The sequence below is a fragment of the Micromonospora endophytica genome, from assembly GCF_003236305.1.
Classification (GTDB): domain Bacteria; phylum Actinomycetota; class Actinomycetes; order Mycobacteriales; family Micromonosporaceae; genus Micromonospora; species Micromonospora endophytica.
Genome location: NZ_POTX01000199.1, coordinates 1 through 11,299, shown reverse-complemented (window position 1 = coordinate 11,299; position 11,299 = coordinate 1). Strand labels below are relative to the sequence as shown.

The 11,299-nt window shown below is 69.7% G+C and carries 10 protein-coding genes and 5 tRNA genes; 8 read left to right on the top strand and 7 right to left on the bottom strand.

Going from position 1 to position 11,299, the window contains the following annotated elements; genetic code table 11:
• Positions 1–58: 58 nt before the first annotated feature.
• Positions 59–661 (bottom strand): TetR/AcrR family transcriptional regulator, encoded by a 603-nt coding sequence (locus tag C1I93_RS23195; RefSeq protein WP_111245408.1) that lies wholly within the window; start codon positions 659–661, stop codon positions 59–61.
• 277 nt (positions 662–938) lie between these two features.
• Here C1I93_RS23195 and C1I93_RS23190 point away from each other — a divergent pair.
• The 3 genes from C1I93_RS23190 to C1I93_RS23180 all read left to right on the top strand — a co-directional run bounded on the left by C1I93_RS23190 (position 939) and on the right by C1I93_RS23180 (position 1,204).
• Positions 939–1,011, top strand: a tRNA-Gly gene (locus tag C1I93_RS23190).
• Positions 1,012–1,045: 34 nt separating this feature from the next.
• Positions 1,046–1,116: transfer RNA gene (locus tag C1I93_RS23185), tRNA-Cys, on the top strand.
• 13 nt (positions 1,117–1,129) lie between these two features.
• A tRNA-Val gene (locus C1I93_RS23180) sits at positions 1,130–1,204 on the top strand.
• A 90-nt stretch (positions 1,205–1,294) separates the two neighbouring features.
• On the opposite strand, the gene C1I93_RS23175 is transcribed toward C1I93_RS23180, so the two are convergent.
• Positions 1,295–1,537, bottom strand: a complete 243-nt coding sequence (locus C1I93_RS23175) for a DUF6458 family protein (protein ID WP_111245407.1) — start codon at positions 1,535–1,537, stop codon at positions 1,295–1,297.
• 154 nt (positions 1,538–1,691) lie between these two features.
• On the opposite strand from C1I93_RS23175, the gene C1I93_RS23170 reads away from it, so the two are divergent.
• Both C1I93_RS23170 and C1I93_RS23165 read left to right on the top strand, forming a co-directional pair.
• Positions 1,692–1,764, top strand: a tRNA-Gly gene (locus C1I93_RS23170).
• Positions 1,765–1,803: 39 nt separating this feature from the next.
• Positions 1,804–1,878 (top strand) — tRNA-Val (locus C1I93_RS23165).
• On the opposite strand, the gene C1I93_RS23160 is transcribed toward C1I93_RS23165, so the two are convergent.
• Together C1I93_RS23160 and C1I93_RS23155 are read right to left on the bottom strand one after the other, a co-directional pair.
• On the bottom strand, positions 1,857–2,528 hold the full coding sequence (locus tag C1I93_RS23160) for a phosphatase PAP2 family protein (RefSeq protein ID WP_223256612.1): 672 nt from the start codon (positions 2,526–2,528) through the stop codon (positions 1,857–1,859). The two genes, C1I93_RS23165 and C1I93_RS23160, sit on opposite strands and share 22 nt — an antisense overlap.
• A gap of 70 nt (positions 2,529–2,598) precedes the next feature.
• A complete protein-coding gene (locus tag C1I93_RS23155) occupies positions 2,599–3,360 on the bottom strand; it encodes an AfsR/SARP family transcriptional regulator (protein ID WP_181445294.1) in 762 nt (253 codons plus the stop codon).
• Positions 3,361–3,493: 133 nt separating this feature from the next.
• On the opposite strand from C1I93_RS23155, the gene C1I93_RS23150 reads away from it, so the two are divergent.
• Complete coding sequence (locus tag C1I93_RS23150; protein WP_111245405.1) at positions 3,494–5,053, top strand: lysyl oxidase family protein; 1,560 nt, start codon at positions 3,494–3,496, stop codon at positions 5,051–5,053.
• 98 nt (positions 5,054–5,151) lie between these two features.
• Here C1I93_RS23150 and C1I93_RS23145 read toward each other — a convergent pair whose 3' ends face one another.
• Together C1I93_RS23145 and C1I93_RS23140 are read right to left on the bottom strand one after the other, a co-directional pair.
• Positions 5,152–5,814: a polysaccharide deacetylase family protein gene (locus C1I93_RS23145; RefSeq protein ID WP_111245404.1), complete on the bottom strand. Its 663-nt coding sequence runs from the start codon at positions 5,812–5,814 to the stop codon at positions 5,152–5,154.
• A 127-nt stretch (positions 5,815–5,941) separates the two neighbouring features.
• Positions 5,942–7,576, bottom strand: a complete 1,635-nt coding sequence (locus C1I93_RS23140) for a glycoside hydrolase family 43 protein (protein WP_111245403.1) — start codon at positions 7,574–7,576, stop codon at positions 5,942–5,944.
• 274 nt (positions 7,577–7,850) lie between these two features.
• On the opposite strand from C1I93_RS23140, the gene C1I93_RS23135 reads away from it, so the two are divergent.
• Positions 7,851–8,870, top strand: coding sequence for a LacI family DNA-binding transcriptional regulator (locus C1I93_RS23135; RefSeq protein WP_111245402.1), 1,020 nt, complete (start codon positions 7,851–7,853; stop codon positions 8,868–8,870).
• A gap of 139 nt (positions 8,871–9,009) precedes the next feature.
• Positions 9,010–10,026 (top strand): LacI family DNA-binding transcriptional regulator, encoded by a 1,017-nt coding sequence (locus C1I93_RS23130; protein ID WP_111245401.1) that lies wholly within the window; start codon positions 9,010–9,012, stop codon positions 10,024–10,026.
• Positions 10,027–10,302: 276 nt separating this feature from the next.
• Here the strand turns inward: C1I93_RS23130 and C1I93_RS23125 are convergent, their stop codons facing one another.
• A complete protein-coding gene (locus tag C1I93_RS23125; protein WP_111245400.1) occupies positions 10,303–11,277 on the bottom strand; it encodes an Acg family FMN-binding oxidoreductase in 975 nt (324 codons plus the stop codon).
• Positions 11,278–11,299: the final 22 nt, after the last annotated feature.

Genomic DNA, 11,299 nt, shown 5'->3' with positions numbered 1-11,299 from the left:
CCCCTCATCCCTGTGGCGCCCCCACCCCTACCTCTTCGCCGGAGGGGTGGGGGTGCGGTCAGTCGAGTTGGGTGGGGTCCAGGGCCAGTTCGCGGGCGGTCACCAGGCGGACCCACTCGGTGAGTTGCCGGCGGGAGATGACCCGCTCGTGCACCGCGAGCTGGACCGCCAGGCCGTCCATCACGGCGTTGATCCGCCAGGCCGCGCCGGCCGGGTCCGGGCACTCGAAGACACCCTCGCGGACCCCGTCGCTGATCACCGTGGTCAGGTCCTGCCGCCAGCGCAGGTCCAGCTTGCGGGAGACCTTCTCCAGATCGGGCGTACGCAGCGACTCGGCCCATCCGTCGATCCACATGGACCAGGACATCGGGCGCCCGGCCGGGGTGTAGAGCCGCAGCATGCGTCGCAACTTCGTCAGCGGCGGTGCGTTGGACCGGGTTACCGCGTCGAGCCGGGCCAGGTCCTGCTCCACGGCGTACGCGAATGCCTGGGCGAGCAGGCGTTCCTTGGTGGCGAAGTGGTAGAAGACCAGCGCCTGGCTCACGCCGGCGGCCTGTGCCACGTCCGCCGTGCGGGTGTTGGCCAACCCGCGCTGCACGATCACGTCACATGCGGTGCGCAGCAGGGCATCCAGGCGGATCTCGGCCGCACGTCTCGTCACGCCCGTCACCGTAGCCCATTCAACCGGACACGGCGCGTCACCAAAGCCCCGTTGATCCGGCTTGCTGAGTCGGAAGCCGGACACTTGCCCCACCTGGCGATTCTGCTTCGGGGTGAAGCGTGCTGGCTGCGGTCGCAGCGGACCCGAAGCTAGTGGTCCAGTCTCCTAGGAAGCCCTACGGAGGGTGGTTTCGGACGCGCCGGGGCGGAAGTCGATTTGGCAACCCTCCGTCGCTCGGCTAGAGTTCTCATCCGTCACCGGGAACAACCGGAGACACGCGGACGTAGCGCAGCTGGTAGCGCATCACCTTGCCAAGGTGAGGGTCGCGGGTTCGAATCCCGTCGTCCGCTCGGAGCTGCCGCCACGCGTGACGGGGGCAACCTCGGTGGGGTGGCCGAGAGGCGAGGCAACGGCCTGCAAAGCCGTGTACGCGGGTTCAAATCCCGTCCCCACCTCGTTCGAGAACAAGGGCGATTGGCGCAGTGGGAGCGCGCTTCCTTGACACGGAAGAGGTCACTGGTTCAAACCCAGTATCGCCCACCAGTTGGATCATGACGTGAGAGCCCGTACCGGATCCGGTACGGGCTCTCACGCTGTTGATTCCGGCTTTCCGGCGGCCGGCGACCACCGGCGTCACAGCGGCGGCGCGACGTCCCGCCGCTCCTCGACCCGGCGGTACTCCACCGGCTCCTCGGTGGTGGCGACCACCTGGCGGCGGCGTCCCCAGACGAGGGTGGTCATGATCAGGCCGAGCAGGCCGGCTGCCATCAGAATCCAACCGACCACGTCCAGGTCGAGGCCACCGATGCTCGCGTTGACCGCGAAGGCGAGGATCGCCCCGAGCGCGAGCAGGAAAACACTGGTGCCGATACCCACGACAGCCTCCTTTTTCCAGGGGTGTGGTGCTGCTGTCGGGGAGGATCTGTACCCCGGCGGTGACCGGCGCAATCACGTCCGTCGGCGGGGTGGCGGATCGGCCGATCTTGTCATCGGGTAGAGTTGCCGACGTCCCCGCCGCACGCGGGGGCACGCGGACGTAGCGCAGCTGGTAGCGCATCACCTTGCCAAGGTGAGGGTCGCGGGTTCGAATCCCGTCGTCCGCTCGCGGCTTGCTCGCACTCTCGGGTGCCGGCGGTCCCCACGGGCGATTGGCGCAGTGGGAGCGCGCTTCCTTGACACGGAAGAGGTCACTGGTTCAAACCCAGTATCGCCCACCATCCGTTCGGTTTCGTGGTGCCAGCGCCACGAGCAGCGCGGCGGTGATGGTCGCGCCGAGCAGCAGCCCCGCGAGAACATCATGCGGATAATGCACGCCGGCGACGACCCGCATGGCCGCCACCACAACGGCGGTCGGCACGGCCACCAGGGCGAGTCGCGGTGCGAGCAGCACCAGGCCGGTGGCCAGGGCGCCGGCAACCGTCGAATGGTTGCTCGGAAACGACAAGTCTCCGACCGGCGGGCAGTGCTCCCAGATGGTGAGTTCGCCGAACGCCCGGCAGGGTCGACCCTGGTCGACGACGAGTTTCAGCGCCTCACTGAGGCCGTAGGCCAGCACGGTGCCGGCCAGGACGAGCAACGCACCGACCCCGCGCGGGGTGTGCTGCCGCCAGCCGGTCCAGCCCGTCCACGCCAACAACAGCAACAGGACCAGCAGGCCCAGCGCGGGCAGGTGGGCGGCGAGAGCGCTCAGCCAACCCGGCGTGTCGGCGACGGCGGCGACGACCTCCTGGTAGGTCCGGGCGGAGTGACCGTCCGTCACCATGATCACCGCAGGTGAACCCCACCCGGCCGGGGCCAGCAGCGCCACCGCTGTGCCGCCGGCCGCCAGGATCAGCACACACACCGTCATGCGTCGTACCACTGTCATGGCGGCCGATGGTAGTCACGTCGACACCCTCCGACCCCACACCAAGGTCAGGTGTCGCGTACGACCTTCGTCAGCGGTACAGGTCGGCGATCAACCGGTGGGCGCTGTCGCTCGGGTCCACGCCGAGTTCGGCGCTGAGCATGCTGGTCAGCCGGTCGAACTGGGCCCGCGCCTCGCCCCGTTGGCCGCTGCGGATCAGGGCCTCGATGAGGACCTCCCAGGCGGTTTCCCGCAGCGGATCCTGCTGGATGAGGGCGTGCGCGCAGATCAGCGCCTGTTGGTGCCGGCCGGAGGCGAGCAGGCTGCCGGAGAGTCGGTCCATGGTTTCCCGGCGCAGCACGTCCCAGCGTGACTGCACCGGCTGTAGCCAGGCGTCATCCCAGCTCCAGTCGACCAGCAGCGGGTGGCTCAGGGCGGGCACCAACCAGTTCGGCACCGCTCGCACGACTGGCTCGGCGTACCCCTGGTCCAGCAGCAACTGGCACCACTGCTGCGCCGCGTGATGATCGACCCGGCAGGTGGGCGAGATGCCGATCCGCTGGCGGTCGCCGACGATCGGATCGAAGCCGAGCCGCGAACGCAGCAGCCAGCAGATCTGCCGCAGCCGGGCCCGCGGATCACCTGTCCCGTCGAGCTGACACGCCTCGATCACCGCGTCCCGGGACACCCAGGTGGGGTACGCCACCGCCAGGTAGGACAGCACCCGTTCGGGCAGCGGCGCGACCGTTCGACGTACCCCGTTGTGGGTGCAGGAGAAGACGGGCAACAGCCGCAACAACTTTGGCGCGTACGCCGGATCGTCGTCGCGCGGCATTGTCGATTCGTTCCCCACGATTGATTCCCCCCGATCCGAATCCATCCATCAGAGGAGACGGTGCGAAGACGGTAACCGGTTGCCTGCGGCACCGAGGGCGATACGGCGGACCGGCACCCTCAGCCTCGCAGACGTCCTCAGAGGAGACTTCATGGATGTAGGACACCGACAGCTCCGCAGGCTGCCCGCCTTCGCGGTGCTGACCGTCGGCGCGCTGGTGCTCGGCACCGGGGCCGGTACCGCCGCTCCGGTGGCGGCCCCGGAGGCTCAGGCGCAGTTCATCGCGGCCACCACCTCGGTCACCGCCGAGCGATGGGCCGGCGAGGAGGGGGTGTATCTCGACCTGGGCACGCACCTGGTCGCCGGCAAGGATCCGCTGGAGTTCCGGGTGAAGCGGAGCGCGTACAGCAAGCCGATCGACGCCTTTCAGCTGGTCCGGGGGGCGGGAGGTAAGCAGCGGGCGGTGCTGCTGCCGGCCGGCATGGTCAAGGACTTCACCGGCCTGGCCGACTTCACGCATCTCAAGCTGATCGACTCGGCCGGGCGTACGGTGGTGGAGCGGGACGAGAACTTCTGCCCGAACGACTGGGGTTCCACCCGGACCCGGGTGGACGCGCCGGACTCGACGCCGTATCCCACCGAATGCGCCTGGAACCCGTTCGTCCTCGGCGGTGTCTGGGGCATCCAGGCCGGGTGGAGCGCCGCGACCAGCAACTGGTGGTCCGGGCCGGTGAACGTGGCGGACGGGTCGTACACGGCCGAGGTGAGCATCAATCCGCAGTACCGGAAGCTGCTCAACATCCCGGACTCGGCGGCCACGCTGACCCTGTCGGTCACGGTCCAGTCCGACGATGAGGGCGGGCGCCGCGCCGCGGAGCAGCTTCCGTCCGATTCGAAGCAGCGGGTGCTCGGCGCGCCGGGGGATGACGAGCATGTGGCGCACGGGGAGGCGGTGAGCGACAGCGCTCCCGGCCTCAAGCCGGGTGCCCGCCCCGCTGTCCGAGCCAAGGCCGCTCCGCAGGGCCCACGGCCGGATCTGCGGTCCCTGCCGGCCTGGCAGATCGGTGTCGAGCAGGACGAGGAGACCGGCCACGACCAGGTGACCTTCAACGCCACGGTGTGGAACGGCGGGACGTCGCCGTTGGTGGTGGACGGGTTCCGGCGTACCGGCAGCGGCAGTGACCTGATGGACGCGTACCAGTACTTCTACGACGCCAACGGCACCCAGGTCGGGTACGCGCAGGCCGGCACGATGGAGTGGGACGCGCGCCCCGGACACGACCACTGGCACTTCACCGACTTCGCCCAGTACCGCCTGCTGAACGCGGACAAGACCATCGCGGTACGCAGTGGCAAGGAGGCGTTCTGCCTGGCCAACACCGACGCGGTCGACCTGACCCTGCCGTACGCCAAGTGGCGTCCCACCAACACCGACCTGGGCACCTCCTGTGGCCGGCAGACGTCGGTGGCGGTCCGGCAGGTTCTGGACATCGGCAGCGGTGACACGTACGCGCAGTACCTGCCGGGCCAGTCGTTCGACATCACCGACCTGCCCAACGGCACGTACTACATCGAGGTGGCCGCCAACCCGGACCAGCGGCTGCAGGAGTCCAACCTGAACAACAACAACTCGTACCGGAAGATCATCCTGGGTGGCACTCCCGGCGCCCGTACGGTGACGGTGCCTCCGCACGAGGGCATCGAGGGCTGACGGCGGCAGCCGGTGCCTGAAGGTGTCTGGCAAAGCTCGACGGTCGCCACTGCCTGGCGACCGTCGAGCGGCCGTTGCCGCGGTGCGGGCCCTTGCGGCTAGTTGGCGGGGTGGTCGGGCAGGACGAACCGCCAGCCCTGCGCGCGCAGGGCGGGTATGACGTGGTCGACGGCGTCGACGGTCTGGCTGCGGTCGCCGCCGCCGTCGTGCAGCAGCACCACCGCGCCGGGTACGACCCCCTCGGTGAGGCGTCGGACCAGTTCGCCGGTGCCGGGCGGGTCCCAGTCGCCAACGGCCAGCCGCCAGCCCATCGGCCGCATCCCCAGCGCGGTCGCGACCGGTGGGCTCTGTCCCCAGGCACCGTACGGGGCCCGGAACCAGGGCACCTGTGCGTGCGGCACGGCCTGGCGGATGACGGCGGTGGTCTGCAACAGGTCGGAGGCGATCCGGCTGGCGGCCCAGCCGCTCATGTCGTCGTGGTGCATGCCGTGGTTGCCGAGCAGGTGCCCGGCGGCGGTGATCCGGCGGACCAGTTCGGGATGTCTGCCGGCCTGGTCGCCCTGGAGGAAGAAGACGGCAGGCGCCTCGTGGGCGGCGAGCACGTCGAGCAGGCGCGGGGTGTGCACCGGGTGCGGACCGTCGTCGAAGGTGAGGCAGACGACCTGCTCGGTGCCGATCGCCTCGACGGGACGTACCGCCGGGCCTGGCCCGGCTGCCGTGGTGGGGTGCGGGGTCCGCGGGGACTGGCTGCTGGGCGACATCGGTCCGACCTCCCGTGGCGGGCTGGGTGTCTCGGTTACGCGACCTGGCGGTGCCGGGGCCGGGTGCGGCGGACGCTGCCCCACCCGACGCATGTGTTAACAGGGGACCCTTTCTCTACCGGAGGCGTTAGTAGGGGGCCCTTCCTTCGCGGTAGGTGGCGTGGTCGAAGTCGGCGTAGCGGCCGTCGCCGCCGATGTCCTGCACCCAGAGGCCGAGCAGCGCGCCGGTGAAGCCCCACGCGGCCGGTTCACCGTCGATGATCTGTGCGGCGTGCTCGTCGGAGAGGATGGTGGAGTCCAACTCGACGGGCAGCTGCCGCCAACCGTCGCCCAGGTCGTACCCGAAGCGCAGCACCGGGCCGTCGAAGCTCACCCGCAGACCGACCCGAGCGACGCCGCCGGTGTCGACGGTGAGGTGGGGGTACGCGGTACGGCGGCCACTGTCGCAGCTGAGCAGTTCCAGCACCATCCGGCCGTCGTCGGCCCGGGTCAGGTAGAGGTAGTGCCAGTTCTGGGTGTTGTAGTAGCCGGTGATTCCGGCCAGCTGCCGGTGATCGCCCGGGTCGAACTCGACGACCGTCTCCAGCGCACAGTGCACCGCGCCCACCCGCCGCGCCACCAGGCTCGGCGTCTGCCGGCCCATGGGTGACTGGCCACCGTGGATCCGCAGGTGCGACCGGCGTGAGCGCAGATCGACCCAGTCGTCGGTGGCCGGCCGGCGCAGGGTCGACCAGCACGCGGCCAACTCGGGCGTGTCGAAATGGTCGGTGGCTGGTTCGTCGGGCCAGGGATGCGGCGGCAGGTCCGGGGCGGGGATCTCGTCGGCCGGGATGCCGCCGGGGATGCGGGGCCAGTCGCCGGTCGGCCACTCGACCTTCTGGAGCGCGGTCTCCCGGCCGAGGACACAGTTGCCCAGCGGGGTGTAGGGGCGGCCGACCAGGTGGGCGAGGTACCAGTCGCCGCCCGGGGTGCGGACCAGGCTGCCGTGGCCGGCCTTCTGCAGGGTGAGATCCGGTCGGCCGACCGAGGTGAGCAGCGGCCCGGCCGGGTCGACCTGGTACGGCCCGAACAGTTCCCGCGAGCGCGCCACGGTTACCTGGTGTTCCCAACTGGTGCCGCCCTCGGCGGTGACCAGCCAGTACCAGCCGTCGTGGCGGTAGAGGTGCGGTGCCTCGGTCAGGCCGGCCTCGGTGCCGGAGAAGATGATCCGGGCCTGGCCGACCAGTTGCCGGCGGGCCGGATCGTACTGCTGGATCTCGATGCCGCCGAAGCGGTTGCGTCCCGGTCGCCAGTCGGCGCTCATCGCCAGCAGCCAGGTGGTGCCGTCCTCGTCGTGGAAGAGGGCGGCGTCGAAGCCGTGCGAGTGCAGCCGCACCGGATCCGACCACGGGCCGGTGATGGCCGGCGCGGTGGTGAGGAAGTTCTGCGCGTCCCAGTAGCCGCTGGCGAAGCTGGCCACGTCGCTGTAGACCAGGTGGAACAGTCCGCCGTGCCAGGTGAGGTCGGGTGCCCAGATCCCGTTGGAGTCGCCGCAGCCGCGCAGGTCGAGCAGGCGGCGTTCGGTGACGATGCCGCCCAGGGCCCGCCAGTGCACCAGGTCTTTCGAGTGGTGCAGCCGTACCCCCGGATACCACTCGAAGGTCGAGGTGGCCAGGTAGTAGTCGTCGCCGACGCGCAGGATGGACGGGTCGGGATGGAATCCGGTGAGCACGGGGTTGCGAATGGTCCGCGTGGTGGTCAGGTCCGCGATCTCGGTCGACATCATCGACTCCTTCAAGCTCTGATCCCGGTGGTTTTCCGGAAGTCTCCCCGCCAGATGCTCCAGGATTTGCTCACGTTATCGGCTGAGGTCCGCTCACGACAGACCTCTTGACCGGGCCCGTCAACGCGTCGTAACGTCCCGGCCATCACCTGGAAAATACCGGCGTGGTACCGGAAGTTGCGGCTGCCTTCGTGGCGTGGAGCAAGGAGTGACGCACGACTCCCGCGGTCCGCAGTCGGCGTCCAGGCAAGTGCGAGGAGAGGGAGGTCGCCGCGTGGCCGCCAACGACAACCGCACCGTGACCATTGCGGTGATCGCCCGCCTGGCCGGGGTGTCGGTGCCGACGGTGTCCAGGGTGATCAATGGTCGTTCGGATGTGGCTCCGCGGACCCGTGAGCGGGTGGAGGAGTTGTTGACCCGGCATGGTTATCGGCGTCGTCCGCCGAGCATGCGGGCGAGTTCGGGGTTGGTGGATCTGGTCTTCAACGACCTGGACAGTCCGTGGTCGGTGGAGATCATTCGGGGTGTGGAGGATGTGGCGCACGCCTCGGGGGTGGGCACAGTGGTCTCCGCCATCCACCGCCGTACCTCCTCGGCCAAGCAGTGGCTCGACAACATCCGGACCCGCTCCACGGAGGGGGTCATCTTCGTGACCTCCATCCTGGAGGCACCGCAGCAGGCCGAACTGCGTCGGCTCAACATTCCCGTGGTGATCGTGGACCCGGCCGGTGTCCCGGCCCAGGACGCGCCGACGGTGGGCGCCACCAACTGGGCCGGCAGCCTGCGGGCGACGGAGTATCTGATCGGTTTGGGGCATCGCCGGATCGGGTTCATCGCCGGCCTGCCGCAGTTGATGTGCAGCCGGGCCCGGATGGACGGCTACCGGGCGGCGTTGGAGACGGCCGGCATCCCGATCGACGACCGGCTCATCCAACCCGGCAACTTCTATCACGAGTCCGGTTTTGCCGGTGGGGTGCGGTTGTTGGGGTTGACGCAGCCGCCGACGGCGATTTTCGCGTCCAGTGATCAGATGGCGTTGGGGGTGTATGAGGCGGTGCGGCAGCGGGGGTTGCGGGTGCCGGACGACGTGAGTGTGGTGGGGTTCGATGATCTGCCTGAGGTGCGGTGGTGTTCGCCGCCGTTGACCACGGTGCGGCAGCCGTTGGTGGAGATGGGGATGTTGGCGGCGCGTACGGTGTTGCGGCTGGCCAAGGGGGAGAAGGTGGAGAGTCCGCGGATCGAGTTGGCCACCGAACTCGTCATCCGCGACAGCGCCGCTGCCCCGCCGGGCTGACCTTCGGACCGTGGTGAACTGCACCAACTACCGGTAGGCGAGTGAAAATCCCGAGCATTAGGGTGAGGTGGACAGCCGGTCGCCCGTCCCGGCCGTCCCTCGTCGCCGTGCGGGCTGTCGCCTTGGCTAGGGGAGTGTCGTGGCCGCCAGAGAAGCCCGCAAGGTCACCATTTCGGTGATCGCCGACCTGGCCGGGGTGTCGGTGCCGACGGTGTCCAGGGTGATCAATGGTCGTTCGGATGTGGCTCCGCGGACCCGTGAGCGGGTGGAGGAGTTGTTGACCCGGCATGGTTATCGGCGTCGTCCGCCGAGCATGCGGGCGAGTTCGGGGTTGGTGGATCTGGTCTTCAACGACCTGGACAGTCCGTGGTCGGTGGAGATCATTCGGGGTGTGGAGGATGTGGCGCACGCCTCGGGGGTGGGCACTGTGGTCTCCGCCATCCACCGCCGTACCTCCTCGGCCAAGCAGTGGCTCGACAACATCCGGACCCGCTCCACGGAGGGGGTCATCTTCGTGACCTCCATCCTGGAGGCACCGCAGCAGGCCGAACTGCGTCGGCTCAACATTCCCGTGGTGATCGTGGACCCGGCCGGTGTCCCGGCCCAGGACGCGCCGACGGTGGGCGCCACCAACTGGGCTGGCGGGCTGCGGGCGACGGAGTATCTGATCGGTTTGGGGCATCGGCGGATCGGGTTCATCGCCGGGCCGCCACAACTGCTGTGCAGCCGGGCCCGGATGGACGGTTACCGGGCGGCGTTGGAAGCCGCCGGGTTGAGTTTCGACGAGGGACTGGTGTGTCGCGGGGACTTCTATCACGAGTCCGGGTTTGCCGGTGGGGTGCGGTTGTTGGGGTTGGCGCAGCCGCCGACGGCGATTTTCGCGTCCAGTGATCAGATGGCGTTGGGGGTGTATGAGGCGGTGCGGCAGCGGGGGTTGCGGGTGCCGGACGACGTGAGTGTGGTGGGGTTCGATGATCTGCCTGAGGTGCGGTGGTGTTCGCCGCCGTTGACCACGGTGCGGCAGCCGTTGGTGGAGATGGGGATGTTGGCGGCGCGTACGGTGTTGCGGCTGGCCAAGGGGGAGAAGGTGGAGAGTCCGCGGGTCGAGTTGGCCACCGAACTCGTCATCCGCGACAGCGCCGCCCAGTTCGGCTGACCGCCCACCCGGGTGCCAGCGACCGGCTATCGAAAAGCTTCCGGGAATTGTTGAATTTGATATCGGGCGGGTCGGCAATGGTGATTGCCGTGCCCCGGTCCTCTTCTGCCCTCGGCAGATCCGCCCCGGGCCGGCTCCCGCCGCCGGCCACCGGAGGGCAAGGTGGTCGGCATGCGACTTCTCATGCTGGGCGGGACCGGATTCCTGGGTACGGCCACTGTCGCGGCGGCGCGGGAGGCCGCACTGCTCGCCACCAGCCAGTCGGCGTAGGCCCGCCTACCCCTGGTGTACGGGCAGGTCCAGCACCTCGTCGACCGGGCGGCGCGGAGTGACTCGGCCGGGTTGGCCGTACCCGATCCGCATGACCATCTGCGGGGTGCCGAAGCGCCCCAGTGACATCCGCAGCTGTTCCCGGGCCGAGGGGACCTCGATCGGCTGGGACAGCATCGAGGCCGACAGGCCGGCATCGGTGGCGGTGAGCAGCACCCGCTGCAGAGCCTGACCGGCGATCACCTGGTCGATGGCGGTGTTGCCGGCCGAACCGAGCACCGCGACAAGCGGCTCCGGCTCGAAGTCGCGGCCGGGCGGCCGGGACCGGCCGCCGAAGTCGCGGGACGGAAGCAGGTCCTGCGACTCGGCCTGCGGGCCGCCGGCGGACACCGGCACCCCGTCGGGCGTGTACGTGGCGCGGACCCATTCCTCGCGCTCCGTCCGGTATGCCGGATCACGTTCGAGGACCCGGTGTGCGCCCTGCGCGACCTCGGCGAACGCGTTCACCGCGCTCACCCCGATCAGCAACTCCAGCCAGCAGAACTCGGTGCGCGCCGCTTCACCGAGCCGCCACCGCGCGTCCGCCGGGACCGGGTCGGGCCAGAACGGGGCACGGTTGCTGAACCGGCGGGGGATGGCCGCGTACAGGCTCTGCTCTGCGGGGGTGGGCCGGCGCGGCAGGTCGGGCAGCAGCCGGGCCACCACGTCCGGTTCCGACGGGTACGGACGCAGCCGGACCGTCGCCGGCGTACCGGCCACCGCCAACGCCAGGCGCAGGTTGAACAGCGCCGCACCGCAGGCGACCCGGGCACCCCAGCCGCTCGGGTCGGTGGCCGGCAGCCGGCGGGCGGCGTCGACCAGCACCTCGATCCCGCCGTCGCGCAGCCGGAACCGCCAGGGCTGCACGTTGTGCAGGGACGGCGCGCGAACCGCGGCGGTGACCGCTCCCCGCAACTGACCGATGCTGTAGCCGCTCTCCATGATCCCTCGCCCCCTACCACTC

Coding starts and splice junctions, on each gene's coding strand:
- C1I93_RS23150 (WP_111245405.1), top strand. CDS start 3,494: ATGGATGTAGGACACCGACAGCTCCGCAGGCTGCCCGCCTTCGCGGTG.
- C1I93_RS23145 (WP_111245404.1), bottom strand. CDS start 5,814: ATGTCGCCCAGCAGCCAGTCCCCGCGGACCCCGCACCCCACCACGGCA.
- C1I93_RS23160 (WP_223256612.1), bottom strand. CDS start 2,528: ATGACAGTGGTACGACGCATGACGGTGTGTGTGCTGATCCTGGCGGCC.
- C1I93_RS23140 (WP_111245403.1), bottom strand. CDS start 7,576: ATGTCGACCGAGATCGCGGACCTGACCACCACGCGGACCATTCGCAAC.
- C1I93_RS23125 (WP_111245400.1), bottom strand. CDS start 11,277: ATGGAGAGCGGCTACAGCATCGGTCAGTTGCGGGGAGCGGTCACCGCC.